Origin of the sequence: Mesorhizobium sp. B2-6-4, assembly GCF_006441495.1 — a bacterium.
Taxonomy (GTDB): Bacteria; Pseudomonadota; Alphaproteobacteria; order Rhizobiales; family Rhizobiaceae; genus Mesorhizobium.
The window spans coordinates 81,279-105,089 of record NZ_VFUE01000010.1; the positions used below are offsets into that span (position 1 = coordinate 81,279).

Below are 23,811 nucleotides of genomic sequence, written 5' to 3' on the forward strand. Positions count from 1 at the left end.
TAATGGGATCGCCAGACCGTGCGGGCGTGACGGAATTGCCAGACCCTCAGGTCGCGGCTGGCGGCTGCCGCGATATTGAAAGGACGATGCGGTATTCCACCTCACTCCCAAGACCTCGACAAGGCCGCCGAGGCTCTGCTACAGCCCGCCCGAGGCGCGTGTGGTGGAACTGGTAGACACAGCAGGTTTAGGTCCTGCCGCCGCAAGGCTTGGGGGTTCGAGTCCCTTCACGCGCACCACTGCCGGCATGGCATCGGATAGTCCACTAGCGCACAGGCGCTGGCAGGAAATCAGGACACTGCCTAGGCGAGCTTCTTGATACGTCCCTTGTCGAGGCGGAAGATGCCATCGTTACCGCCTTGGCGCTGGAAATCATCCTGCAATTCGTCCCATGTGCCAAGATACTGACCGCAGTCGTCGCACCGGATGCCCGTCGAAGGTTCGGCATCGGCAGGAATCCGCAGCCTTATCGTGCCGCAAAAAGGACACTCCAACTGGTGATCCAAGTACCCGGTCGCCATGGGCTTTCCATCTTTCTGAATGCCACCGCCAGCGTCGAGAATATACCTACCACGCAACACAATCCAGTGGCGAGACGCTAGCGCCGTAAAGGACGCCCCTGAGGTCGATTAGACGTAAGCTTCCAAGGCTTGAGCCTTCGAGGCCGCACCGCCCTCCCCGTTCAAGCTATGGATGGCAGCCCACCCTGCACACCTTAATATAGAGGCTCCTGAAACAGCGTCTTGTCGCCGTCCACCAGCGCCTTGATCTGGGCGGTGCCGTCGCTGGCCAGTGCAAGACGGATCCCGAACGGGCGTACCCGCATGTCGTTCTGAATTGCCATCCCCTCGCCTTCCGGCAGGTAGAACCGTTCGATGCCGTAATCCGGCGCGATCGTCAGTCCCTCGCCGCGAAGATCCCAGCCTCCGGCAACATGACCGCGAATATCGGCCTCGTCGGCACCGGTCGGTGTCGGCGCCGCGCCGAACCACGCGGCGCTCGGCGTCCAGTAGCCGTCGGCGTTCTTCTTCAGACGGACGACGATCGAGGTGTCGTCGCTGGAAAGTTTTTCGGCCGGGATGTTGGCGATCATCTTCACCGGTATGCGCGAGATGTCGTAGCCGAGAATGATATAGTCGCCGCGCAGCAGGTCGCGCGGATCGACAGGCTCGATCTTCAGCAGCACTTCCTTGCCGCTGCGCAGGATCGCCGCCCGGCCGGCGATGATCCTACCCAGAAAGCCGATCTGGACGAGCGCCAGCACCAGCGCCAAGATAACGAGCCTCTTCCCGGACATCATGCCGTGGCTCCTCCGGTGGCCGGATCCTTCATGCGTTTCTCCACGCGGATGATGACGATCGCCAGGATGCCAAGCAGCACCGCCGCGGCAAGGAAGAAGCCGGCGGTGTCGAGCATCGACTGCAGGGTCACGACATAGATCATGGCGAGTTCGAAGGCGAAGCCGAGATAGGCAAGCCAGCGCAGGCCACGGCTCTCGCGCCCCGCGAGCACAATGGCGGCGACAATGCCGGCCAGCGCGACGACCGAAGCAATGGCGAAGCCTCTGTCGTAGCTGCTTTCGCCGGCCAGTTCGAACTGGATGATGGCCAGTCCGGTGAGGAAGCCAAGCAGAGCATGCAGCGGCAAGCGGCCGCCAAGCTGCACGATCCGGTCGACCGGTTCCGGCGCGAAAAGGGAAGCCACGAACAACAATACCGATACGATGACCAGCGGGATCGCCACAGGCAGCGTCTCGTGATCCACGGCGACCAGCACAAGATAGAAGAGCAGCGACAGGATGATCAGGTGCCGCGCCGCCTGGCTGCGGGTCCAGAACGAGACGGCAAACAGCACAGCCGCCATGACGAGGAAGAGATGCGGAAATTCGCTGCGATTGAAATAGTCGAACCCTTTCAGGAACAGCCAGGCGTCGGCGATGCCGACCGCGGCGACGGTCAGCGGGTTGGACCGCAGCGCCACCGCCGCCAATGCGGTGCCGGCGCCCCAGGTGATCAAGGCCGAGGCCTCGTCGCCCGACAGATGGTACATCTGGCCGATCAGCGCGATCGAACCGCCGAAAGCCGCCGCCGCCACGATCCACAACGCCTCGCCGATCGCCGCGTGGTCGCGGGTTTTCAACACCGCACCGCCGACATAGCCGCCAAGGATGACGGCAAAGAGCGCGGCAACGCGCGCCAGCCGCGGGATGGCTTCCCAGTTGGCGGCGACGAAGATCAGGATGGCCGCGCCGAACAGCAGCGCCGCCATCATCGCCAGGATCGAACCGAAGCTCAACGACTGGCGCGCGTTGATCTCGACGTCGCGCCGCAATGCATCGGCCGTCGGGGCGTCGATCAGTCCGGCCTCAAGCCATCGCGCAATGTCCGACCTGACCCGTGTCGCGTAGCCCGCCATGCTTCCCCCTGCTGCTTGGTCGGTTTTTCAGCTGGAGCTGCCAAACCGTTGACGTCACGGCACTTTCTGATTCTGGCTTCTTTGTGTCAGGTCCGCGAAGGCTTGTTAATGTTGCATTGCACAATTTGCATTGCTGCCATGCAGCCATAGCGCTTTTAAATCGATATGGGCCCGCCTATTTATGGTTTGTACACAAACGGAATGATCCGCAAGAAAAGACGAAACGAGAAATACCATGAACCTGATCCGCAACTACCGCAACTGGCGCCGCTACCGGGACACCGTTTCCGAGCTGAGCCGCCTGAGCAACCGTGAACTGACCGACCTCGGCATCAGCCGCAGCGACATTCCTTACGTCGCTCGCAAGGCGGTCTAATCCTTCGGACCGCGAATGGTCCGAACCAGTTTTGAGAAGAGCATGACAATGAACCTGATCCGCAACTATCGTAACTGGCGCGTTTATCGCGAGACGGTTACCGAGCTGGGTCGCCTTTCCAACCGCCAGCTGCATGATCTCGGCATCGTCCGCGACGAAATCAAGATCATCGCCCGCCAGGCGATCTAACAACGGAATTTCGCCAGGGTCGACCTCCTCCCCGATCCTGACGAATACGGTCACCCCTTACCTCCTCCCAAGGGTTGACCACCAAAACGGCGCCCGCCGCACCTCCTCCCGCGGCGGGCGTTGTTTCTCGGAGCAAAACGAGTTTTGCTCCAGAGGCTTCGCCCCTCTTCAAAATGGCGAAAAGAATTTCGTCAAAGCCGACCTCCTCCCCGGCGATGACGGATAGGCCCGACCTTCACCTCCTCCCGAAGGTTGGCCACCCAAACGGCGCCCGCCGCACCTCCTCCCGCGGCGGGCGTTGTTTCCCCGGAGCAAAACGAATTTTGCTCCAGAGGCTTCGCCCCTTTTCAAACGGCGAAAGGAATTTCGTCAAAGCCGACCTCCTCCCCGGCGATGACGAATACGGTCGGCCTTCACCTCCTCCCGAGGGTCGACCCCCAAAACGACACCCGCCGGACCTCCTCCCCCGGCGGGTGTTGTTGTTTTCAGGGCAGCCTTCGCCTTCGCCGCCGCGGCATGTTCCAGGTGCGGCAATTGCAATCGTCCCGCCAAGCGATTATTCCGGCGCTCATGAGCAAAAAACCTATTCACATCATCGGCGGTGGCCTCGCCGGATCCGAAGCAGCATGGCAGGCAGCCCAAGCCGGCGTTCCCGTTGTGCTGCACGAAATGCGGCCCGTTCGCGGCACAGAGGCGCACAAGACCGACGGCTTGGCCGAACTCGTTTGCTCCAATTCTTTCCGCTCCGACGACGCCGAGAACAACGCCGTCGGTCTTTTGCATGCCGAAATGCGGCTGGCCGGCTCGCTGATCATGAGCGCCGGCGACGCCAACCAGGTGCCGGCCGGCGGGGCGCTGGCCGTGGACCGCGACGGATTTTCCGACGCGGTGACGGCCAGGATCGAGGCACATCCGCTGATCTCCATCCAGCGCGAGGAGGTACCCGGCTTGCCGCCGGTCGAATGGGATCAGGCCATCATCGCCACCGGCCCGCTGACCGCGCCCTCGCTCGCACAGTCGATTGCCGAAGCGACGGGCGCCGATGCGCTCGCCTTCTTCGATGCGATCGCGCCGATCATCCCTTTCGACACGATTGACATGGACACCTGCTGGTTCCAGTCCCGCTACGACAAGGTCGGGCCCGGCGGCACCGGCAAGGACTACATCAACTGTCCCTTGGACAAGGACCAGTATCTTGCCTTCGTGCAGGCACTGGTGGACGGCCAGAAAACAGAATTCAAGCAATGGGAAGGCACGCCCTATTTCGACGGCTGCCTGCCGATCGAGATCATGGCCGAGCGTGGCGTCGAGACGCTGCGCTACGGGCCGATGAAGCCGATGGGCCTCACCAATGCGCACAATCCAACCGTCAAGGCCTACGCCGTCGTGCAACTGCGGCAGGACAATGCGCTGGGCACGCTCTACAACATGGTCGGCTTTCAGACCAAATTGAAGCATGCCGAGCAGGTGCGCATTTTCCGCACGATTCCTGGTCTGGAGAACGCCGAATTCGCCCGCCTCGGCGGCCTGCATCGCAACACCTACATCAACTCGCCGACCTTGCTCGACGCCTCGCTGCAGCTGAAGTCGCGCCCGGGCCTGCGTTTCGCCGGCCAGATCACCGGTTGCGAAGGCTATGTTGAAAGCGCCGCCATCGGCCTGCTCGCCGGCCGCTTCGCCGCCGCCGAGCGGCTCGGCCACGCGCCGTCGCTGCCGCCACTCACCACGGCGTTCGGAGCGCTGCTCAACCACATCACCGGCGGTCACATTGTTTCAGACGACGAGCCGGGAAAGCGCTCTTTCCAGCCGATGAACGTCAATTTCGGCCTGTTCCCGCCTGTCGAGGCGGTGAAGATCGAAGGCAAACGCCTGCGCGGCAAGGACAAGACGGTCGCCAAGCGGCATGCGATCACGTCGCGTGCGCTGGGTGATTGCCGGCGATGGCTGGGACTGCCGGCGCAAGCTCAAGCGGCGGAATAGCCTTACTGACTGGCCTTGCCGCGGAAGTAGGATACTATCCCACTCGCCTAGTGGGAGTCATTGCATGGAAACAGCCGAGAAACTGTCCGTCACCGTCACGCCCGCCATGGCGCGCATGATCCGCGAAAAAGTCGAGGACGGTTCCTTCGGCTCGGCAAGCGAAGTCATTCGCGCCGCGCTCCGCGCTTTCCAGCGCGAAGAGGAAGAGCATGCCGAGTGCATGGCGTCGATCAGGGCGCGGGTAAAATCTTCGATTGAGGACACAAGGCCGAACCTTTCCGGAAAAGAGGTTCGCGAGCAGCTTAAGAAATTCGCTGAACAACATTCGAGCCGCATTGATGATTCGGCGGCTTGAGGTCGAGTATCGCGAAAGTGCCAAAGACGATCTTACCAACATTTCAGATACGTAGTTGAGTCGGGCGGAAGCCCCAACGCGGCGCTGAGATTCGTGCTCCGAATTGAAGACCGTTGCCAAACATCGGCAACGCACCTCGTAGCGGTCGCCTGCGCGACGACATCGTGCCGGGACTGCGAACCGTTCCGTTCGAGCACTCCGCCGTCATAGCCTATCTAATCGAGAGCGACATCATTCGCATCGTCAACATCTTCTACAGTGGCCGCGACTACGAGACATTGATGCGAGATGGCGGATCGAGCGGCCTTTCCTAGAAAGGGCTACGAAATAGCTACTCGGCCGGCTCGGCACGCGCCGGTCGCAGCCCGGGCTTCCCGGCCTCACCCGGATTTCGCCTGACATAGGCTGCTTTCAGGCTCTCGGAAGTTTCGCGCGAGCCGTCATGGCTCCAGCCGGGCGGCTTGATCAGGTAGTTCAGGCGGTCGCTCAGGGTCAGATCAGGTGCGAAGGCATCCCTGAACATGCCGATCCATTCGTGGAAAGCCACTTTCAGCGGATTGAAGGTGCCAAGATTTTTCACGATGCCGTAGCGCGGGCGGTCCTCTTCCAACTCCTCGACGAAGGTGCCGAACATGCGGTCCCAGATGATCAACGTGCCGGCGTAGTTGGCGTCAAGGTAGCGCGGATTGGTGGCGTGGTGGACGCGGTGGTGCGAGGGCGTGTTGAAGACGAATTCGAACCAGCCCCACATCTTGCCGATCGTCTCGGTGTGGATCCAGAACTGCCAGATAAGGTTGAAGCCGAAGGTGAAGGCAATCACCGCCGGATGGAAGCCGAGCAGCACCAGCGGCGCCTGCAGCACGAACATGAAGGTGAACAGGCCCGTCCAGCTCTGCCTGAGTGCCGTCGACAGATTGTAGTGCTGGCTGGAATGGTGGTTGACGTGCTCGGCCCACACCCAGCGCACCCGATGCGCGATGCGGTGGTAGATGTAGTAGCGCAAATCATCGAGCAGGAAGGCCGCCAGGAACACCCAGATCGACAGGCCGAGGTTGAAGAAACGGAACTGCCAGAGCCACAGCAGCGCCCAGTAGGAGACGACGCCGAGCAGCAGCCCGGCGACGACATTGCCGGTGCCCATCATCAGGCTGGTCAGCGTGTCGTGCGTCTCGAACGAGCCCTTGGCCCGGCCGGTGCGCACCAGCCACAGCTCGATCAGGATGGCGGCAACGAAGAACGGGATGGCGAACTGGGTAACCTGCGGGAAATTGTAATCGCCCATCACGCGGCCTCCTTGGTCGAACTAGGATGCTGCGGCTGAAGAACTCTTAGCACAGCGTGCGCGTCGGCAGCGTTAGCGAAGGTGAAGTGACCGCCTTTCCAGGTGAAATCGGCAAGGCGCAGCGCAATCGTCCCGGCACCATCGTCACTCCGCGCCAATACATCGCGCGGCGTGACGATACGCGTCAGGAAACGATCTCCGATGGCATGGACGATGCCAAGGCGCCCTCGCCCGAGTTCCAGGAACGCGGTTCGGCCATCGGATGTGAGGTGGATGGCGGCCGCCGGTTCATCCGGAAAATCCTCGGCAAAACGCTCTCGCGCCTGCTCTGCATCGGCCAGCCTGGCCTTGCGGCTGCCGCCGGTGAAATGAACGGCGGCGACCGACAACGCGATGCCGAATACGACGATCACGACCAGCACGGGCAGGCTCATGGACAGGCATCTCCTCCAGCCGGCCTGTTGTCTTGGCAACAGTTCCCGGTTGAGCGATCCCTTAACACAATTGACGTTTACGTCAAACTGCTGGCCAGCCCACCATGGCGCGACGCAGCATGAGCCAGTGGCGGCGCATGGTCGAGAGTCGCACCGTGCCGTCGAGCGGCGGACCGCGTTCCATTTTCGTCAGGTAGGCTCGTGACGGGACCAGTGGCAGAAAGGCCGGGCGCAGCGAAGCCGGCAAATCCGATGCGCCTTTCTCGAAGGCCGAGAGATGCTCCCGCGCCAGCGCGATCATGGCGGCGACGGCGCGCTGCGCACCTGGTCCACCATCGTCGGTGACGAATTCCTCCGGAGACGAACCCGCCGCGGCCAGGATATCGGCCGGAACAAAACACTGTCCGCGACTGCGGTGCAGCGGCAGCAGGAGCAACAGTCCCGTAATCGCCTGCGCGCAACCGGCCCTACCGGCCAGTTCGGCGAAACGTGGCGCCACTCCTGGATCCAGCACCATTGCCGCCAGTTGAATAAGCGCGGCTGCTGTTTCGCCGCAATAGCCTTCGAGATCGGTTCGCGACGGCATCGGGTCGTCATAGAGGTCGAATATCCGGGCCTCGAGCATATTCTCGAATGCCTGTTTCGGCAGGCCGTACCTGGAAATCGTGGCCTTCAGCGCATCCGCGATCGGATGGCCCGTCTCGGACCCTTCGGCTGCGATAACATCGCGCCACCATTGCAACCGCACCTCGCCCGGCAAGGCCTCGCGGATGCGATCCCGAATGCCCGCGATTTCGGCATTGAAGGCGTAGAGCGAAAACAGCGCTTCGCGCTTGTCCGTCGGCGCGTAGAGCGCGCTGAGATAGCGGTCATGGTCGGCGGCGCGCACGGCGCCCATGACGATTTCGCCCTTTTGGTCCACGTCAGTCGACGGCGATCAGCGCGGCGGCTACCGCGCGATCCTCTGCGAGCAGGACATTATATGTCCGCACCGCTGCACCGGTCGCCATCGGGTCGGCGGCTATGCCCGCGGTCTTCAAGGCGGCGCGAAGCCCCGCCGGCAAGGGTCGTAAATCCTTGCCCGTGCCGACCAGCAGGATTTCGATCTTCTCGGCCTGGGCCAGCAGCCGTTCGAAATCCGCCACCGTCAGCGCAGATGGGTCCGCCGGCTCCCAGCCATGGATACCCGACGGCAGGCACAGAAGCGAACCGCGATGCGACATGTCGGCGAAGCGGAAGCCGCCATTGCCATACGCCTCGATAGGGGCGCGGCCGGGGAAATGCGCCTCGCGGATGACGATACCTTTGGCCATCCCTGCCGATCCGCCCTTCGGGTCGCGCGTCAGGTCGCGACCGCCTTGCCGCCGCCGACCGGCTTTTCCTCGTCCGAACTCGTGGCCTGCGGCCGCAGCTTGAATAGGATCAGCAGCGGCGCGGCGATGAAGATCGACGAATAGGTGCCGAAGATGACGCCGAACAGCATTGCCATCGTGAACGAGCGGATCACCTCGCCGCCGAACAGCACCAGTGCCAGGAGCGCCAGGATCGTCGTCACCGAGGTCAGCGTCGTTCGCGACAGCGTCTCGTTGATGGCGTTGTTGAGGAGCTGCGGCAGCGGCATCTTCTTGTATTTCCTGAGATCCTCGCGAACGCGGTCATAGACCACGATCGTGTCGTTCAGCGAGTAGCCGATGATGGTCAGGATCGCCGCCAGCGACGATTGGTTGAACTCCAGCCCGGTTATAACGAAGAAGCCTATGGTCATGACCACGTCATGGACCGTCGCCACGATGGCGCCGACCGCGAACTGCCATTCGAAGCGGAACCAGACATAGATCAGGATACCCACCAGCGCGACCAGCATGGCGATCGTGCCTTGCTTGGCCAATTCTCCTGACACGGTCGGTCCCACCACCTCGACGCGGCGGAAATCGTAATTGTCCTGCAACTCGCCACGAACCTTGTCGATGACGGTCTGCTCGGCATTCTCGCCGCCGTCCTGCGTGCCGACACGGATCAGCACGTCATTCGGCTCGCCGAACTGCTGCACCTGCACTTCGCCGATATTCAGTTCCGAGAGCCTGGCTCTGATGTCGGCAAGATCGGCATTGCCGCTCTTGGACTTCACCTCGATCAGCGATCCGCCTTTGAAATCGATGCCGTAATTGATGTCGACGGTCATGAACAGCACCACCGACAGGACCGACAGCAGGCTCGACAGCGCGAAGGTCCAGCGGCGGATGCCCATGAACGGGATCTTCGTGCCGGGCGGAATGAAGGTTACCGGCGCCCGCGGCAATTCCTTCGGGCGCGCGCGGCGCAGCCAGATGGACACCAGCAGCCGGGTAAAGGTGAAGGCGGTGAACACCGTGGTCAGGATGCCGATGGCGTAGGTGATGGCAAAGCCCTTCACCGGCCCCGTTCCGAGATAGAACAGCACCACGGTCGCGATCAGCGAGGTGACGTTGGAATCGACGATCGTCGCCAGCGCCTTCGAGAAGCCGGTGTCGATCGCCTGGATCACCGAGCGTCCGGCGCGCCGCTCCTCGCGGATGCGCTCATAAATCAGCACGTTGGAATCGACGGCCATGCCGATGGTCAGCACGATACCGGCAATGCCTGGCAAGGTCAGTGTCGCGCCAAGCAGCGATAGCAGTCCGACGATCATCGCCACGTGCACCGCCAGCGCGATGTTGGCGAGGAAGCCGAGGAAGCCGTAGGCGACGAACATGAAGGCGACGACAAGGATAGAGCCGATGATGCCGGCGACCTTGCCGGCATGGATCGAATCCTGGCCGAGGCCCGGACCCACCGTGCGCTCCTCGATCACGGTCAGCTTTGCCGGCAGCGCGCCTGCGCGCAGCAGGACCGCGAGGTCATTGGCGCTCTCGGCCGTGAAATTGCCTGAGATCTGGCCGCTGCCGCCCAGGATCGGCTCGCGGATCTGCGGCGCCGAAATCACCTGGTTGTCGAGGATGATGGCGAACAGCTTGCCGACATTCTGCGATGTCGCCTGCCCGAACCGTGTCGCGCCGCGCGAGTTGAAGGTGAAGGAAACCACCGGCTCGTTGGTCTGCGAGTTGTAGGTTGCGGTCGCTTTGGAGAGGTCTTCGCCGGAAACGATGACGCGGTTTTCGATCAGGTAGGGAACCGGCGGATCGTCCTGCGAATAGAGGATCGATGAACCGGCCGGCGGACGGCCCTTCAGCGCATCCTGCACCGGCATAGACTGGTCCACCATCTGGAAGGTCAGCTTGGCGGTCTGGCCGATGATTTCCTTCAGCCTTTGCGGGTCCTGCAAACCGGGCACCTGCACCAGAATGCGGTCGTCGCCCTGCCGCTGCACGATCGGTTCGGTGGTGCCGAGTTCGTTGACGCGGCGTTCGACGACTTCGATCGACTGTGCCAACGCAGCCGACGTGCGATATTTTATGCCGGCGTCGGTGACGGTGAATTTGAGCAGGCCGGGCTCGGAATCATCCAGCGCCATCTCCTGGACGGAGCCGCCGGTGAACAGGCTGGCGGCGACCGGATCGGTCAGCGGCTTCAGTGCCGTCTTGGCCGCATCGAGCTGGCTCGGGTCCTGTATGCGGACCTGTACGGTCCTGCCCGTGCCCGCCAGGCCGGTATAGCCTATCTTGGCCTCGCGCAGCAGTGTCCGGATCTCGTCACGCGTCGTCTCCAGCTGCGCCTTGACCAGATCGTTCTGATCCATCTGGAGCAGGATGTGCGAGCCGCCCTGCAGGTCGAGGCCGAGCGTCATCTGCCGCTTGGGCACCCAGCTCGGAAGCTGCGCCAGCGTGCTTGCGGGAATGAGATTGGGCGCGGCGAGGACCACTGTGGCGGCCACGGCCAGCCAGATCAGGATCATCTTGAAGCGCGAGAAATAAAGCATCAGTTCTTATCCGTTCAGGCGTACAAGCGGCAGCATTCCGCCATCGGTTCGGTTCGCGGGCCCGTTTCTCATTCTGAGCACGGCCGGCCCTATCGTGCTTCTTCAGCGATTGTCAATCTTGCCGGCAATGGGCCGGTTCGCAACAGCATGGCGATGGTGTTGGCTTCCCGGACCGTGAAATTGCCCGAGACTTGACCGTAACCACCATCGATGGGCTCGCGAATGACAGGTGCTGAAATCACGTGGTCATCCAGGATCACAGCCAATGGCTTGCCCACATTTTGCGTTGTAACCTGTTTGAACCGTGCCGCGCCTTTGGCGCCAAACCGGAACACGACAACCGGTTCGTCATTTTGCTGCCCACTGTAAGTTGGGCGGGCGTCGAGCACGTCCTTATCCGAGAGGATGACCCGATTCTCGACCAGGTAAGGAACCGGCGGATCGTCCTGCGTATACACCACCAGCGAGCCAACAGGCGGGGAACCGCTGATCGCATCGTTCACCGGCATCGAAAGGTCAACCAAATGGAAGCTCAGGCGACCAGGCCGGGTGAGAATTTTTTCCAGCGTTTGCCGATCGGCGATGTCTGACGTCTGAACAAGTATGCCGTCTTGGTCCGCTGGTTGGGCCACCGTGCCGGCGACACGCAGATCTTGGAGACGATTTTTGATGACCTTAATCGACTGAGAAATCGCGTTAGAGGTCTGATACTTCAAACCCGCATCCGTCAGCGTGAATTTGAGCAAGCCGGCTTTGCCGGAATCCAGCGTCATTTCCTGAACGCGGCTGTCCGGGGCAACATCCGTTACCGTCTTGAGCGCTGTCTTTGCCGCCTCAAGCTGAGCCGGATTCGTGATGCGCACCTGCAAGGTCCTGCCCGACACAGCAAGCCCCGTGTAGCCGATCCTGGCCTCCATCAGAAGCGCCCGGACATCGCCACGCGCAATCTTCAGCCGGCCGTCGATCACATCCGCCACCACCAGATGGAGCAGGAGATGCGAACCGTCTTGCCCTGCTCGAACGACTGCCGGACTGTCGGCAGGCCGCTCGGGCCGCATGGCATGCGGACTGGCGGCGAAAAGGTTGGACGCGTCGAAGACGGTCATCGTGGCTACGGCAAGCCACGTCAGCATCATCTTCAGGCGCCAAAAATGAGACATATGCCGTCGCTTGTCAGGGCCCCGTCCGCGGATCGCTCCGCCTGGAATTTGGTTATTTCTTGGCGTTCTGGTTCGCTACCGGCTCGCCCTTGACGCGCACGTCGGCGATCGTCGAGCGCAACGCCGTCACCTTCGTGCCGCCACCGAGGTCGATCTCGAGCTCATGGTCGTCGATCACCTTGGTCACCTTGCCGACGAAGCCGCCGCCGGTGACGACCGTGTCGCCGCGGCGCACGGCCGCCAGCATCTCGCCGCGCTTCTTCAGCTGCGTGCGCTGCGGCCGGATGATGAGAAAATACATGATCACGAAGATCAGGACGAACGGCAAAATGCTGATGAACATGTCGGGAGAAGCCCCAATGCCTTGGGCATATGCCGGTGTCACGAACATCGAGGTACTCCTGAATTTTGAAAACAGCCGCCAAACGGTTCAGTGGATTTGGCAGCCCCGCGAAATTTGGCCGGAATATAGTCGGTAAAGTTGCCAATGCAACTGCGTGGCCGGGCAAATCGGCTGCTTTTCCGGCCTGTTCGCCCGTGTTAGAGCATGACCGCGAAAAGCGCGAGCGGGTTTTCGCAAAAGATCGCGCTGTAACAAACGGTTGCAGCGAGTTTCGAAACCGTCGGGATCGAACCCGGCCACACCTTCCCTCGCGGAACCAGAGCAAAAGACCTGAGATGACCGATACCAGCATCGACGCATTGAACCAGAAACTCGACCGCCTGATAGAGGCGGTCAGCCGCCTCGCCCCGCCGCCTGTGCCCGAAACCGACCTTGGCGGAGCCGATTGCTTCGTCTGGCAGGCGGATCCGGGTTACCTGGAGCCGGTGCGCAAGGTGAACCGCGTCGACATCGGCCTGATCCGCGGCGTCGACCGTGTGCGCGACATCCTCGTCGACAACACAGAACGCTTCGCCTCCGGCTATGCCGCCAACAACGTGCTTTTGTGGGGCGCGCGCGGCATGGGCAAATCGTCGCTGGTCAAGGCCGTGCATGCCGCAATCAACGCCTCGCCGAAACTCGACCGCCCGCTCAAGCTGATAGAGATCCATCGGGAGGACATCGATACGCTGCCGAAGCTGATGACGCTGCTGAAGGCCGCGCCTTATCGCTTCATCCTGTTTTGCGACGACCTCTCCTTCGACCATGACGATACCTCCTACAAATCATTGAAGGCAGCGCTCGAAGGCGGCGTCGAGGGCCGCCCGGCCAATGTCATCTTCTACGCCACATCGAACCGCCGCCATCTTCTGCCGCGCGACATGATCGACAATGAGCGCTCCACCGCCATCAATCCGTCCGAGGCGGTCGAGGAGAAGGTTTCGCTCTCCGATCGCTTCGGCTTGTGGCTCGGCTTCCACAAATGTTCGCAGGACGAATATCTCGAAATGGTCGACGGCTACGCCAGCCATCATGGGCTCGACATCGACCCTGGGCAGTTGCGCGCCGAGGCGCTGGAATGGGCGACGACACGCGGCAGCCGCTCGGGCCGCGTCGCCTGGCAGTTCACGCAGGACCTGGCTGGCCGGCTCGGCAAGCCGTTGAAGGACTAGGCGGGGTACAACGGGTGGGCAGGAGCCGGTCACAAGCTTCGTGGCCGACCCTGGACGCCGGGTTGTCTATATCGTGTTCATTCCCGCACAGGCTTTATGCTTCCCAGGACCATCGGAATATCGGTTTGTATCCCGAGTGCGTCAGTCGCCCAGGCCTGCATTTCTGGTGAAGCATCACCTGATTTCAGGATGGAAATGGCCAGCTTGGACATGTCTGTGGGCGGTTTGGTATTGATTACCGCATAGGAGAAATAACCGGCCAGAACGGCACTTGCGATCGAAATGACCGGTGCAACGATTAAAGCAGTTGCTCGCACATGCGATTGCCAGCGATGCGTTGGGCTGGCGGACGGAAGTTCATCCTCTTCGACAGATTCAGTCATTCCACTCTCCTTGCAGAGCGTCGAGAATGACTTTCCTCTACATTAGTTAAAATGCAGATAACCGCTTTTCTGACGGCGGCCCTGGTTTGGAACGATGACATACATTGAGACAGCGACGTGCATCCCGCGACCAACTGAAAAAGCCCGCTCCTTGCGGGGCGGGCTGAGCCGGCGGGCCGGACTGGAGGTCAGGCGGCCCGCAAATCGCTTTTTTTATTCTATTCGAAATAGCCCCGACTATTCGAGATAGCCGGAGGGATCGACCGGGGCCGAGTTCTTGCGCACTTCGAAGTGCAGCTTCGGCGAGTCCGTCGTGCCGCTCATACCCGACAGCGCGATCTCCTGGCCGCGCTTGACCTTCTGGCCGCGCTGGACCTCGATCGAGCTGGCGTGACCGTAGACGGTGACCAGGCCATTCTCGTGCCGCACCAGCACCGTATTGCCGAATTCCTTGAGGCCATCGCCAGCATAGATGACGACGCCGTTCTCGGCCGCCTTGACCGGCGTGCCCGCCGGCACGGCGATGTCGACGCCGTCCTTGCCGGAACCGAAGCCGGAAATGACGCGGCCGCGCACCGGCCAGCGCATCTTGCCTATGCCGGTGGCGTCCGGCGCCACAGCGTCGTCATCCTCGGCCTGCTGGATGACCTTGGCGTCCTTCTTCGGCGGCGTGTAGGAAGCCAGCGTTTGCGACGGCGTCGTCTTGGCCGTCGGCTGCGTCGTGGCTGTCGTCACCGGGTCCACCACCGCAGGCTTTGCGGCGGCCACCGTGGCCGTTCCGCCGGCCGGCACCTTCAGCGTCTGGCCGATCTTCAGCAAGCCGTCCTGCATGCCGTTCGCCTGCTTGATGGCCACAACGCCGACACCGGTCTTCCTGGCGATCGAGGAAAGCGTATCGCCCGACTGCACCGTATAGGTACCGGCGCCGGCCTTGGGCGCGGCGGCGGCAATTTGCGGCGCGGGCTTGTTGTCCTTGGGCTTGTTCGCTGCGGCCGAAGCATCGACCTGCGCGGCTGATTTGCCCTCCTTAAGCTTCGGCTGCTGCGGCAGCACGGCGACCTTTTCCGGCGCGGTGGCCGGCACGTCGCGCTTGCCATTAGCGGGCTTGGCATCGGCCATCTTGGGCTCGTCCTTGCTGGAATAGGCGTAGGCCGGAATGATGATCTTCTGGCCGGTCTTCAGCCCCTTGGTCGCGCTCAGCCCGTTGACCTTCATGATCACGTCGGCCGGCACCTTGTAGTGCTGCGCCAGCCCGGAGATCGTTTCACCGTCCCTGACGACGATTTCGGTGGCATGCGGCGTGCCGGCTGTCTTGGCGTCGGGCTGGGCATCCTTGAAGGGCTTGGCCGCGGGAGCAATCGTGCCGGTCGTGGTCGTCCGATCTACATGCGGTGCCGGGCGCACCAGAGCGGGCGCCGATGCAACACGCACCGGATTGGCGGCGGGTGCCAACGCGGGAGCCGGCTGCGCCTGGGCGACCGCTGGCGGCAGCGGCCGGGTCGAAACCGGTTCGAGGCTGGAGCGGCTGACCGACTGCGTGTGGCTGCCATCGACCGGCGCGGCCGCGACATCGCCCGGATAGGGCTGCTGCACGGCATCCTGCTTGTTGATGATGGCGCGCTGATTGTTTGTCGAGGAGGTGAAGACGTCGTCGACGCCGTTGAACCGCGACACTTGCGAGCTGCACCCAGCCGCGGCACCCGCGATCAGGAGAACAGCGCAGCCCCGCGCCAAATTGCGACTGTTTGCCTTCAAAACACTGAGTTGCATCGCACTAACCCGCACAAACTCTGCACCAACTGGACAGGATTAAAGCGCGTTAATGTTACTGGTCAGTTAACCCCTTAGAATCAGACGCAAAATTTCTTAAAATATTTGAGGCCGCCCAGACTGCCCATATAGAGGCACGCGCAGCCGCCGTTGCAGGCCGGCTGACATGGACAATCCCTAGATAACGGCCGCCAGGCTGCGCAATACCGGCTGCAGGCGCACGAGGCCGATATCCTCGCGCTCGAAACGGCTGCCGACCTTGGTGAGCTTGGCCAGCACCTGCTCGCCCTCCTCCGGTCCGATCGGCGCGATCACGATGCCGCCGCTCGACAACTGGTCGAGCAGGAAACGCGGCAGGCTGTCGAAGGCGGCCCAGGCGACGATCCGGTCGAACGGGCCTTCTGCGGCCAAACCGGAGGAACCATCCACCTGGCGCGCGATGACGTTGCCGATACCGAGCGCCTCGAAGCGCTGCCGCGCCTGCTCGACCAGCGTCTTGTAGCGGTCGATGGTGACAACCCGGCCTGCCAGGCGCGACATGACCGCTGCCGTATAACCGGAGCCGGTGCCGATCTCGAGCACGCGATTCCCGACTTCGATGGCGAGTGCGGCGATCACCGCCGCCTGCATGTCCGCGCCCTCGATCGCTTCGCCGCATTCGATCGGCAGCATGCGGTCCGACCAGGCGATGGAATGGAACTGGGCGGCCAGGAAGCCGCGCCGCGGTGTCGCCTCGAAGGCCGCGATCAGCGCCTTCGGCACGGTCCCCCTGCCGCGCAGGCGCAGCAGGAAGGCGGCAAATCCTTCTCGGTCATCGATCGGCAGGTTCATGCAAGGGCCTTGCTCAGCTGGTCACGTATCTCATGCGCTGTGAGGTCGAGCTGCAACGGCGTCACCGACACCAGGCGATTGCGCAGCGCAAAAAGGTCGGTGCCCTGCTTGCCCTCGACGGGTTCGCGGCCGAAGCGCAGCCAGTAGTACGGCAGCCCGCGCCCGTCGCGGCGTTCCTCGACCCACAGGCTGTGTACGAGCTTGCCCTGCGAGGTGACCACCGTGCCGGCGACCTCTTCAGGCAGGCAGTTCGGAAAATTGACGTTGAGCAGCACGCCGTCCGGCAGCGGCGTCGCGACGAGTTTCTTGAGCAGCGCCGGCGCCAGCGCCTCGGTGGTCTCGTAGGGAACGACGCGGTCCTCGCCGATAGTGCTGTAGCCCTGGCTGAGCGCGATCGAGCGTATGCCGAGCAACGCGCCCTCCATCGCGCCGGCGACGGTTCCCGAATAGGTGACGTCGTCAGCGATGTTGGCGCCGGAATTGATGCCCGACAGGATCAGGTCGGGCGCGCCGGGCAGAATCTTCTTCACGCCCATGATGACGCAGTCGGTCGGCGTGCCGCGCACGGCAAAGTGCTTCTCGCCGATTTTCCTCAGCCGCAGCGGCTCCGAGATCGACAGCGAGTGCGCATAGCCGGACTGGTCCTGCTCCGGCGCCACCACCCAGACATCGTCGGACAATGTGCGCGCGACGCGCTCGAGCGACGCCAGGCCCTCGGCATGAATGCCGTCGTCATTGGTCAGGAGAATACGCATTATTTCGATTCGATCTTTTCCAGCCCGCCCATATAAGGCCGCAGCACTTCAGGAATGGTTACGCTGCCATCCTCGTTCTGGTAGTTTTCGATGACGGCGATAAGTGCGCGCCCGACAGCCGTGCCTGAGCCGTTCAGCGTATGGACGAAGCGGTTGCCCTTGCCGTCTTTGTCCTTGTAGCGGGCTTCCATGCGCCTGGCCTGGAAATCGCCGCAGACAGAGCAGGACGAGATTTCGCGATAGGCGTTCTGGCCGGGCAGCCACACCTCGATGTCATAGGTTTTTCGCGCGCCAAAACCCATGTCCCCGGTGCACAGCACCATGGTGCGGAACGGCAATTCGAGCCGCTTCAGCACTTCCTCGGCACACTCGGTCATCCGCTCATGCTCGGCGAGCGAGGACTCCTGATCGGTGATCGACACCAGCTCGACCTTGTAGAACTGGTGCTGGCGCAGCATGCCGCGCGTGTCGCGCCCTGCCGAGCCGGCCTCCGAGCGGAAGCACGGCGTCAGCGCGGTGTAGCGCAGCGGCAGTTTCTCATGGGCGGTGATCTCCTCGCGCACGAGGTTGGTGAGCGGCACTTCGGCGGTGGGGATCAGGCCAAGCCTGCCATCTCCATGCGGCGTGAAGAACAGATCCTCCTCGAACTTCGGCAGCTGGTTGGTGCCGAAAAGAACATCGTCCTTGACCATCAGCGGCGGGATGACTTCCTCATAGCCATGCTCGGTCGTGTGCAGGTCGAGCATGAACTGGCCGATCGCGCGTTCCATCCGCGCCAGCCCGCTCTTCAGCACGGTGAAGCGCGAGCCCGACAGCTTTGCCGCACGCTCGAAATCCATCATGCCGAGCGCTTCGCCGATCTCGAAATGCTCCTTCACCCAGTTCGGGCGGGTCGGCACCTTGCCGACGATATGCTTGACCACGTTGTCGTGCTCGTCCTTGCCGACCGGCACATCGTCGAGCGGCACATTGGGCAGCACCGCCAGCGCGTCGTTCAGCGCCTTGTCGAGCTCGCGCTCGCGCGCCTCGCCGTTCTGGATGAAGGTTTTTATCTCACCGACTTCGGCTTTCAGTTTTTCGGCAAGGGCGGCATCGCCCGAACGCATGGCATTGCCGATCTCTTTCGAGGCGGCGTTGCGGCGTTCCTGCTTGGTCTGCAGCTCGGTAACATGTTCGCGCCGCGCCTCGTCCCTGGCGATCAGGTCATCGACGGTGGACTGCGCTTCCTCGACCGACCACGAGCGCTTGACCAGCGCCTCGACAAGGGCCTTCGGGTTGTCGCGAATCCATTTGATGTCAAGCATGGTCTGAAAGCTCCTGCGGTAGCTTGCCGCCAAAGCGCGCGGCGGTTTGCGCTACGATATGCTCAAGAATATAGCCTGAAACGCATCGTCGGTTTCGCGATGCGTTTCAGGCCAGAGGGGGTAAACCGCATCTCTGATCGATGCAAGATCGGGCTTGCTGACGGCAGGGGCCGCGAGCCCGCTTTCGAGTGGTGAGGGATAGCGCGACAGTCCAGAAATAAAAAACCCGCCTCGGCGGCGGGTCGTTGGCGCAAATCAGCACCATAACCGAATATGTACCATAGCGGCGGGCACCAAGTCAAGAAAAAATTCCTATCGGTACCGGGCCGCGCACCGATTCCGAGGCCGGCAGCCCGCAGGGGCGACGCGCCTGCCCTATGTGGAGGATGCGTCTGCCGGCTTTTCCGCCACCTCTTCCTCGGATTGCTGCTTCTCCCGCGCCAGGCGCTCGCGCTCCTGGCTGCGTTCGATCATCCGCGCCGACCAGATGGCGACCTCGTAGAGCAGGATGGTCGGGATGGCGAGGCCGATCTGGCTCATCGGGTCGGGCGGCGTCAGCACCGCCGCGACGACGAAGGCGATGACGATCGCCCATTTGCGCTTCTCGGCCAGCGCCTTGGATGACAGCATGCCGACGCGCGTCATCAGGCTGGTCACCACCGGCAGTTGGAATACCAGGCCGAAGGAGAAGATCAGCGTCATGATCAGGCTGAGATATTCCGACACCTTCGGCAGCAGCGAAATCTGCACCTGGTCGTTGGTGCCCGATTGCTGCATGGCGAGGAAAAACCACATCACCATCGGCGTGAAGAAGAAATAGACCAGCGAGGCGCCCATCAGGAACAGGATTGGCGACGCGATCAGGAACGGCAGGAAGGCGTTGCGTTCGTTCTTGTAGAGGCCGGGCGCGATGAACTTGTAGATCTGCGTGGCGATCAGCGGAAAGGCGATCACCATGCCGCCGAACATGGCGAGCTTGACCTGCGTGAAGAAGAATTCCTGCGGCGCGGTATAGATCAGCTCGACCTTGTGCGGGTCGAGCCCCGCCCATTGCGTCGCCCATTTGAATGGCACGACAAGTAGGTTGAACAGCTTCTTGGCGAAGAAGAAGCAGACCAGGAACGCGGCGAAGAAGCCGCCGAGCGACCAGATCAGCCGGCGGCGCAACTCGATGAGATGCTCCATCAGCGGCGCCGAGGATTTCTCGATCTCGTCCTTTTCCTTGTCCGAAACGCTCACTTGGCGGCTCCCGCCGTCTTTTTGGCCACTGGCTTCTTCGCTGGAGCCGGTTTCGCCTCGGCCTTGGTCGTCGCCGCCTTGGCTGCTGCCGGTTTGGCAGCCTTTGACGCCGCCACGGGCTTCGCCGGCGCTTTGGGTGCTGGCGCGGGTTTGGCGGTCGCCGCTTTCGCAGGCGTGGAAGCTTTCGCGCCGTTCGCCGAAGCCTTGGCGGGCTTGGCCGCTTTCCCTGCCGCAGGTGTCTTTGGCGCCAGCTCTGTCGGCGCTGAGGACGCCACCACCGATTCATCGGTCATGACTGGGAAGATCGGCGCGGCCGGCGCGGTATCGGGTTCAGTGGGCCCCGGCATGGTGGTCGCGCCGTTCTTCAACGGTTCGGCCGCCTGCGGCACCGAGCCGGCGGGCGCTGCCGTATCGACGGCCGGCTTCGGCTTCATCGCCGCGTCGACGCCGGAACGTACATCGGCGGCCGCCTGCTCGAACGGATTGAGCTGTTTCCTGATCTCGGCAACCGGGCTGAGCCCCCTTAGCTCGTCGACCGATTTCTTGACGTCGTCGAGCTCCGCTTCCTTCAGCGCCTCGTTGAACTGCTTCTGGAAATCGGCCGCCATGGCACGCAGCTTCGCCGTCGTGCGGCCGAAGGTGCGCAGCATGTTGGGCAAATCCTTCGGCCCGACGACCACGATCATAACGATCGCGATCACCAGCATTTCGGTCCAGCCGACTTCAAACATGGCTATCCGTTCCGACTAATGCATGCCGCCCAAAAGTGCGAAGCGGTTCTGGGACAACGACACACACAAAAGCAACAACCCTTGGCTCAGCTCTTGCTGGCCTTTTCCTTCGCTGCCGAAACGGTTTCGTCGGCGCGATGTTCGACGGTACGCTTGTCGTCGGCAACGTCGTCGTCGGCCATGCCCTTCTTGAAGCTCTTGATACCCTTGGCCATGTCGCCCATCAGCTCGGGTATCTTGCCGCGGCCGAACACCAGAAGCACGATGACCAGCACGATCATCCAGTGCCAAATCGAAAATGAACCCATAGCAACTCTCTCTCGAATGGTTTCCCTGGCGATGATCTATGCGTTTTCGCGTTGGGATTCAAACACAACCGCGACAGAGTTTATGAAAGGGTGTCGGATGTCACGCATTTTCGGCGATGCGGTCCGCTACCAATCGGCGCATCTAGCCCGGGAAAGCCTCCAGGAACAGGGGCTTGTGGTCAATCTTCCGTGACGCGCGGCGTCAGCAGGCCGAGTTCCTCGAGATCGATATCGGTCAGCGGATCCTCGTCCTCGGTCAGCGCATCCGGATCGGCTGGCGGCTGCGGAATGGAGAAATTCGACGGCATGCGGCCCGAAAGCAGGCCGGCGCCCTTCAACTCCTCCATGCCGGGGAGATCGCGGATTTCCTCGAGCGCGAAATGGTCGAGGAAGGTTTCGGTGGTGCCATAGGTCACGGGACGGCCCGGCGTTTTGCGCCGGCCGCGCATGCGCACCCATTCCGTTTCCAAGAGCGTATCCAGCGTGCCCTTCGAGGTTTCGACGCCTCTGATGTCCTCGATCTCGGCGCGCGTTACCGGCTGGTGATAGGCGATGATCGCCAGAACTTCGAGCGCCGCGCGCGACAGCTTGCGCTGTTGCACGGTGTCGCGGCTCATCAGGAAGGCGAGATCGCCGGCGGTGCGAAACGCCCAGGCATCACCGACCCGCACCAGGTTGACGCCGCGCCGCGCATAGATCTGCTGCAGCTCGGCCATCGCGAGGGCGATGTTAATGCCATCGGGAAGGCGCGCGGCCAACTGCTTTTCGCTGACCGGCTCGGCACTGGCGAAAACGATCGCCTCGGCCATGCGCACCGCCTCCGCCATATGCAGCCGCTCGGCGGGATTCTGCGCCGGATTCTGGGTCGGATTCTGAACCGAAGCCTGGTCGACCTCGCCCTCCTCCGGTTCGTTGTCCACTTTGAACGGGACAACCGAAGCGTTGGCGCGTTCGCTCATGATGCCACCTCGACTGCCTTGATTGCCGGTGCGCGGTGATCGCGCAGATAGATCGGCGCGAACACCTCGTCCTGCCGCACATCCATCTTGCCCTCGCGCACCAGTTCCAGTGTCGCCGCGAACGAGCTGGCGATCGCGGTGCGCCGTTCTTCAGGGCTGGACAGATATTGGACGAGAAAACTGTCGAGCGCCGTCCAGTCCCGCAAGCTTCCGATCAGCCTGGTCAGGATGTCGCGGGCGTCCTTGAGCGACCAGACGCCGCGCCTGGCGATCGTGACATTGGTGATTGCCTGCTTCTGCCGCTGCTGGGCATAGGCGGTGAGCAGATCGTAGAGCGACGCCGAATAGGCATTGCGCTTCTCGATGATGACCATTTCCGGCATGCCGCGCGCGAACACGTCGCGGCCGAGCCGGTTCCGGTTGACCAGCCGCGCCGATGCATCGCGCATGGCTTCCAGCCGCTTGAGCCGGAATTGCAGCACCGCCGCCAGTTCCTCACCGCTTTCGCCTTCCTCGCCCGGCTGCTTCGGGATCAAAAGCTTCGATTTGAGGAAGGCGAGCCACGCCGCCATCACCAGATAATCCGCGGCGAGCTCAAGTCTCAGTGCCCTCGCCGTCTCGACGAAGGCCAAATACTGCTCGGCCAGCGCCAGGATGGAAATGCGCGCGAGATCGACCTTCTGGTTGCGGGCAAGATGCAGCAGAAGATCGAGCGGGCCTTCGAATCCTGCGACGTCGACGACCAGCGACGGATCGCCGGTCAGCCGGGAATCATCGCTTTCGGCCCACAGGCGGTCCATCGGTGCGGCCTTCCCGGCCTTGCTTTCCAATGCTTCCGCCACGTCCCGTTCTTCCCTCTGTCAGGCCACCGCATCGAAATAGGTGGCGAATTCGGCGCGTATCTCGGTTTCTTCAGCCGCGTCGCGTTTTTCTATATAGGTCATTGCCCGGTTTGCGCGCTCAAGCGACTTGCCCTCAAGCCCTTTGGTTCGCGATGCGATGCCCGCCATCTCCTCGAAAACGCCGTTGCAGTGAAGGACCAGATCGCAGCCGGCCGCAAGGATCGAGGCCGCCTTTGTCGGGAAATCCCCAGAAAGTGCCTTCATCGAGGTGTCGTCGCTCATCAGCAGCCCATCGAAGCCGATCTCGCGGCGAATGATCTCGTCGATGACCTTGCCGGAGGTGGTCGCCGGGTTCTTGGGATCGATCGCGCTGTAGACGACATGCGCGGTCATGGCCATCGGCAGGTGGTTGAGTTCCCTGAATGGCGCAAAATCGTGCCGCTGCAGCTCGCTCATCGAAGCGTCGACGACAGGCAGTTCGAAATGCGTGTCCGCGAAAGCCCGGCCATGGCCGGGAATATGCTTCATGACCGGCAGCACGCCGCCAGACATCAGGCCTTCCGCCGCGGCGCGACCGAGTTCGATGACCGGGCGCGGCTCCTTGCCATAGGCGCGCGCGCCGATGACGTCGCTCGCCCCTTCGATCGGCACGTCGAGCACCGGCAGGCAATCCGCCGTGATGCCGTAGCGCAGAAGGTCGAAAGCGTGCAACCGCGCCATCAGCCAGGCGGCACGGGCTCCGGCGTCATGGTCGTCGCGCCACAGCGCACCGAGCGCGCCGCCGGCTGGATAGTTCGGCGCCAGCGGCGGCCGCAGCCGCTGCACCCTGCCGCCTTCCTGGTCGATGAACACCAGCGCGTCCGGGCGTCCGATGCAGTCGCGCATCTCGGCGACCAGATCGCGGATCTGCTCGGTCTCGCTGATGTTGCGGGCAAACAGGATGAAGGCCCACGGGCATTCATTGCGATAGAAACTGATTTCTTCGCGGGTGAGCGATTTCCCGGCACAGCCGAGGATCATGGATTTTGATTCGGTCATGCCGACGAGTC

27 protein-coding genes and 1 tRNA gene are annotated in these 23,811 nt (G+C 62.5%); 7 read left to right on the top strand and 21 right to left on the bottom strand.

All coding sequences use genetic code 11. The features are described 5' to 3' along the window. Nucleotides 1-154: 154 nt before the first annotated feature. A tRNA-Leu gene (locus FJ426_RS15420) sits at nt 155-239 on the top strand. A 63-nt stretch (nt 240-302) separates the two neighbouring features. On the opposite strand, the gene FJ426_RS15425 is transcribed toward FJ426_RS15420, so the two are convergent. The 3 genes from FJ426_RS15425 to FJ426_RS15435 all read right to left on the bottom strand — a co-directional run bounded on the left by FJ426_RS15425 (nt 303) and on the right by FJ426_RS15435 (nt 2,415). Continuing rightward, on the bottom strand, nt 303-521 hold the full coding sequence (locus FJ426_RS15425) for a hypothetical protein (RefSeq protein ID WP_140495784.1): 219 nt from the start codon (nt 519-521) through the stop codon (nt 303-305). Nucleotides 522-715: 194 nt separating this feature from the next. After that, nucleotides 716-1,300, bottom strand: coding sequence for a GDYXXLXY domain-containing protein (locus FJ426_RS15430; protein WP_140825242.1), 585 nt, complete (start codon nt 1,298-1,300; stop codon nt 716-718). After that, complete coding sequence (locus FJ426_RS15435) at nt 1,297-2,415, bottom strand: DUF2157 domain-containing protein (RefSeq protein ID WP_140555293.1); 1,119 nt, start codon at nt 2,413-2,415, stop codon at nt 1,297-1,299. The genes FJ426_RS15430 and FJ426_RS15435 overlap by 4 nt, the downstream gene beginning before the upstream one ends. A gap of 235 nt (nt 2,416-2,650) precedes the next feature. On the opposite strand from FJ426_RS15435, the gene FJ426_RS15440 reads away from it, so the two are divergent. The 5 genes from FJ426_RS15440 (at nt 2,651) to FJ426_RS15460 (ending at nt 5,629) form a co-directional block, all read left to right on the top strand. Continuing rightward, nucleotides 2,651-2,791, top strand: coding sequence for a DUF1127 domain-containing protein (locus FJ426_RS15440; RefSeq protein WP_013531315.1), 141 nt, complete (start codon nt 2,651-2,653; stop codon nt 2,789-2,791). A gap of 48 nt (nt 2,792-2,839) precedes the next feature. After that, on the top strand, nt 2,840-2,980 hold the full coding sequence (locus FJ426_RS15445) for a DUF1127 domain-containing protein (RefSeq protein ID WP_013531314.1): 141 nt from the start codon (nt 2,840-2,842) through the stop codon (nt 2,978-2,980). A gap of 570 nt (nt 2,981-3,550) precedes the next feature. Next, a complete protein-coding gene (gene trmFO, locus FJ426_RS15450) occupies nt 3,551-4,960 on the top strand; it encodes a methylenetetrahydrofolate--tRNA-(uracil(54)-C(5))-methyltransferase (FADH(2)-oxidizing) TrmFO (RefSeq protein ID WP_140825243.1) in 1,410 nt (469 codons plus the stop codon). Between the two features lie 64 nt (nt 4,961-5,024). Further along, the gene (locus FJ426_RS15455; RefSeq protein WP_140825244.1) at nt 5,025-5,315 is read left to right on the top strand and encodes a type II toxin-antitoxin system ParD family antitoxin; all 291 of its coding nucleotides are present in this window, start codon (nt 5,025-5,027) and stop codon (nt 5,313-5,315) included. Nucleotides 5,316-5,428: 113 nt separating this feature from the next. Next, complete coding sequence (locus tag FJ426_RS15460) at nt 5,429-5,629, top strand: type II toxin-antitoxin system RelE/ParE family toxin (RefSeq protein ID WP_140825245.1); 201 nt, start codon at nt 5,429-5,431, stop codon at nt 5,627-5,629. A 17-nt stretch (nt 5,630-5,646) separates the two neighbouring features. Here the strand turns inward: FJ426_RS15460 and FJ426_RS15465 are convergent, their stop codons facing one another. The 7 genes from FJ426_RS15465 to yajC form a co-directional block, all read right to left on the bottom strand. Further along, nucleotides 5,647-6,597 (bottom strand): sterol desaturase family protein, encoded by a 951-nt coding sequence (locus tag FJ426_RS15465; RefSeq protein ID WP_181176939.1) that lies wholly within the window; start codon nt 6,595-6,597, stop codon nt 5,647-5,649. Next, nucleotides 6,597-7,031, bottom strand: a complete 435-nt coding sequence (locus FJ426_RS15470; protein WP_140555290.1) for a type II secretion system protein — start codon at nt 7,029-7,031, stop codon at nt 6,597-6,599. Before FJ426_RS15470 ends, FJ426_RS15465 begins: the two co-directional genes overlap by 1 nt. A gap of 82 nt (nt 7,032-7,113) precedes the next feature. Further along, entirely contained in the window at nt 7,114-7,929 is an 816-nt protein-coding gene (locus tag FJ426_RS15475; RefSeq protein ID WP_140825247.1) for a phytoene/squalene synthase family protein, read from the bottom strand. A 25-nt stretch (nt 7,930-7,954) separates the two neighbouring features. Next, a complete protein-coding gene (locus FJ426_RS15480; RefSeq protein ID WP_140495776.1) occupies nt 7,955-8,344 on the bottom strand; it encodes an Mth938-like domain-containing protein in 390 nt (129 codons plus the stop codon). 29 nt (nt 8,345-8,373) lie between these two features. Then, the gene (secDF, locus tag FJ426_RS15485; protein WP_140517115.1) at nt 8,374-10,926 is read right to left on the bottom strand and encodes a protein translocase subunit SecDF; all 2,553 of its coding nucleotides are present in this window, start codon (nt 10,924-10,926) and stop codon (nt 8,374-8,376) included. A gap of 89 nt (nt 10,927-11,015) precedes the next feature. Then, complete coding sequence (locus FJ426_RS15490; protein WP_140623387.1) at nt 11,016-12,086, bottom strand: hypothetical protein; 1,071 nt, start codon at nt 12,084-12,086, stop codon at nt 11,016-11,018. Between the two features lie 52 nt (nt 12,087-12,138). Continuing rightward, nucleotides 12,139-12,477, bottom strand: a complete 339-nt coding sequence (yajC, locus tag FJ426_RS15495) for a preprotein translocase subunit YajC (RefSeq protein ID WP_140495773.1) — start codon at nt 12,475-12,477, stop codon at nt 12,139-12,141. A 287-nt stretch (nt 12,478-12,764) separates the two neighbouring features. On the opposite strand from yajC, the gene FJ426_RS15500 reads away from it, so the two are divergent. Further along, entirely contained in the window at nt 12,765-13,640 is an 876-nt protein-coding gene (locus FJ426_RS15500; RefSeq protein ID WP_140825248.1) for an ATP-binding protein, read from the top strand. Nucleotides 13,641-13,717: 77 nt separating this feature from the next. Here the strand turns inward: FJ426_RS15500 and FJ426_RS15505 are convergent, their stop codons facing one another. From FJ426_RS15505 to nagZ, 11 genes are all read right to left on the bottom strand, one after another. Next, nucleotides 13,718-14,023, bottom strand: coding sequence for a hypothetical protein (locus FJ426_RS15505; RefSeq protein ID WP_140825249.1), 306 nt, complete (start codon nt 14,021-14,023; stop codon nt 13,718-13,720). Between the two features lie 237 nt (nt 14,024-14,260). Then, on the bottom strand, nt 14,261-15,793 hold the full coding sequence (locus tag FJ426_RS15510; protein ID WP_140825250.1) for a LysM peptidoglycan-binding domain-containing M23 family metallopeptidase: 1,533 nt from the start codon (nt 15,791-15,793) through the stop codon (nt 14,261-14,263). Nucleotides 15,794-15,970: 177 nt separating this feature from the next. Beyond that, on the bottom strand, nt 15,971-16,624 hold the full coding sequence (locus FJ426_RS15515) for a protein-L-isoaspartate(D-aspartate) O-methyltransferase (RefSeq protein WP_140551462.1): 654 nt from the start codon (nt 16,622-16,624) through the stop codon (nt 15,971-15,973). Next, a complete protein-coding gene (gene surE, locus FJ426_RS15520; RefSeq protein ID WP_140495768.1) occupies nt 16,621-17,379 on the bottom strand; it encodes a 5'/3'-nucleotidase SurE in 759 nt (252 codons plus the stop codon). Before surE ends, FJ426_RS15515 begins: the two co-directional genes overlap by 4 nt. Further along, nucleotides 17,379-18,683, bottom strand: coding sequence for a serine--tRNA ligase (gene serS / locus FJ426_RS15525; protein ID WP_140495767.1), 1,305 nt, complete (start codon nt 18,681-18,683; stop codon nt 17,379-17,381). Before serS ends, surE begins: the two co-directional genes overlap by 1 nt. A 375-nt stretch (nt 18,684-19,058) precedes the next feature. Then, nucleotides 19,059-19,922: a twin-arginine translocase subunit TatC gene (gene tatC / locus FJ426_RS15530; protein ID WP_140495766.1), complete on the bottom strand. Its 864-nt coding sequence runs from the start codon at nt 19,920-19,922 to the stop codon at nt 19,059-19,061. After that, nucleotides 19,919-20,653 carry a Sec-independent protein translocase protein TatB gene (gene tatB, locus FJ426_RS15535; protein ID WP_140495765.1) on the bottom strand — a complete coding sequence of 245 codons (735 nt, stop codon included), beginning with the start codon at nt 20,651-20,653 and terminating at the stop codon, nt 19,919-19,921. Before tatB ends, tatC begins: the two co-directional genes overlap by 4 nt. An 86-nt stretch (nt 20,654-20,739) precedes the next feature. Continuing rightward, nucleotides 20,740-20,961: a twin-arginine translocase TatA/TatE family subunit gene (locus tag FJ426_RS15540; protein WP_015317533.1), complete on the bottom strand. Its 222-nt coding sequence runs from the start codon at nt 20,959-20,961 to the stop codon at nt 20,740-20,742. Nucleotides 20,962-21,140: 179 nt separating this feature from the next. Beyond that, nucleotides 21,141-21,920, bottom strand: coding sequence for an SMC-Scp complex subunit ScpB (gene scpB / locus FJ426_RS15545; protein WP_140555278.1), 780 nt, complete (start codon nt 21,918-21,920; stop codon nt 21,141-21,143). Next, nucleotides 21,917-22,720, bottom strand: coding sequence for a ScpA family protein (locus FJ426_RS15550; protein WP_140561539.1), 804 nt, complete (start codon nt 22,718-22,720; stop codon nt 21,917-21,919). Before FJ426_RS15550 ends, scpB begins: the two co-directional genes overlap by 4 nt. Before the next feature lie 60 nt (nt 22,721-22,780). Beyond that, the gene (nagZ, locus tag FJ426_RS15555; RefSeq protein WP_140517130.1) at nt 22,781-23,800 is read right to left on the bottom strand and encodes a beta-N-acetylhexosaminidase; all 1,020 of its coding nucleotides are present in this window, start codon (nt 23,798-23,800) and stop codon (nt 22,781-22,783) included. Between the last annotated feature and the right edge of the window lie 11 nt (nt 23,801-23,811).

Coding starts and splice junctions, on each gene's coding strand:
- FJ426_RS15465 (WP_181176939.1), bottom strand. CDS start 6,597: ATGGGCGATTACAATTTCCCGCAGGTTACCCAGTTCGCCATCCCGTTC.
- surE (WP_140495768.1), bottom strand. CDS start 17,379: ATGCGTATTCTCCTGACCAATGACGACGGCATTCATGCCGAGGGCCTG.
- tatB (WP_140495765.1), bottom strand. CDS start 20,653: ATGTTTGAAGTCGGCTGGACCGAAATGCTGGTGATCGCGATCGTTATG.
- yajC (WP_140495773.1), bottom strand. CDS start 12,477: ATGTTCGTGACACCGGCATATGCCCAAGGCATTGGGGCTTCTCCCGAC.
- FJ426_RS15445 (WP_013531314.1), top strand. CDS start 2,840: ATGAACCTGATCCGCAACTATCGTAACTGGCGCGTTTATCGCGAGACG.
- FJ426_RS15475 (WP_140825247.1), bottom strand. CDS start 7,929: ATGGGCGCCGTGCGCGCCGCCGACCATGACCGCTATCTCAGCGCGCTC.
- FJ426_RS15425 (WP_140495784.1), bottom strand. CDS start 521: ATGGCGACCGGGTACTTGGATCACCAGTTGGAGTGTCCTTTTTGCGGC.
- FJ426_RS15430 (WP_140825242.1), bottom strand. CDS start 1,300: ATGATGTCCGGGAAGAGGCTCGTTATCTTGGCGCTGGTGCTGGCGCTC.
- trmFO (WP_140825243.1), top strand. CDS start 3,551: ATGAGCAAAAAACCTATTCACATCATCGGCGGTGGCCTCGCCGGATCC.
- FJ426_RS15500 (WP_140825248.1), top strand. CDS start 12,765: ATGACCGATACCAGCATCGACGCATTGAACCAGAAACTCGACCGCCTG.
- serS (WP_140495767.1), bottom strand. CDS start 18,683: ATGCTTGACATCAAATGGATTCGCGACAACCCGAAGGCCCTTGTCGAG.
- FJ426_RS15550 (WP_140561539.1), bottom strand. CDS start 22,720: ATGGACCGCCTGTGGGCCGAAAGCGATGATTCCCGGCTGACCGGCGAT.
- FJ426_RS15505 (WP_140825249.1), bottom strand. CDS start 14,023: ATGACTGAATCTGTCGAAGAGGATGAACTTCCGTCCGCCAGCCCAACG.
- scpB (WP_140555278.1), bottom strand. CDS start 21,920: ATGAGCGAACGCGCCAACGCTTCGGTTGTCCCGTTCAAAGTGGACAAC.
- FJ426_RS15435 (WP_140555293.1), bottom strand. CDS start 2,415: ATGGCGGGCTACGCGACACGGGTCAGGTCGGACATTGCGCGATGGCTT.
- secDF (WP_140517115.1), bottom strand. CDS start 10,926: ATGCTTTATTTCTCGCGCTTCAAGATGATCCTGATCTGGCTGGCCGTG.
- FJ426_RS15480 (WP_140495776.1), bottom strand. CDS start 8,344: ATGGCCAAAGGTATCGTCATCCGCGAGGCGCATTTCCCCGGCCGCGCC.
- FJ426_RS15490 (WP_140623387.1), bottom strand. CDS start 12,086: ATGTCTCATTTTTGGCGCCTGAAGATGATGCTGACGTGGCTTGCCGTA.
- FJ426_RS15515 (WP_140551462.1), bottom strand. CDS start 16,624: ATGAACCTGCCGATCGATGACCGAGAAGGATTTGCCGCCTTCCTGCTG.
- FJ426_RS15510 (WP_140825250.1), bottom strand. CDS start 15,793: ATGCAACTCAGTGTTTTGAAGGCAAACAGTCGCAATTTGGCGCGGGGC.
- FJ426_RS15455 (WP_140825244.1), top strand. CDS start 5,025: ATGGAAACAGCCGAGAAACTGTCCGTCACCGTCACGCCCGCCATGGCG.
- FJ426_RS15540 (WP_015317533.1), bottom strand. CDS start 20,961: ATGGGTTCATTTTCGATTTGGCACTGGATGATCGTGCTGGTCATCGTG.
- nagZ (WP_140517130.1), bottom strand. CDS start 23,800: ATGACCGAATCAAAATCCATGATCCTCGGCTGTGCCGGGAAATCGCTC.
- FJ426_RS15470 (WP_140555290.1), bottom strand. CDS start 7,031: ATGAGCCTGCCCGTGCTGGTCGTGATCGTCGTATTCGGCATCGCGTTG.
- FJ426_RS15440 (WP_013531315.1), top strand. CDS start 2,651: ATGAACCTGATCCGCAACTACCGCAACTGGCGCCGCTACCGGGACACC.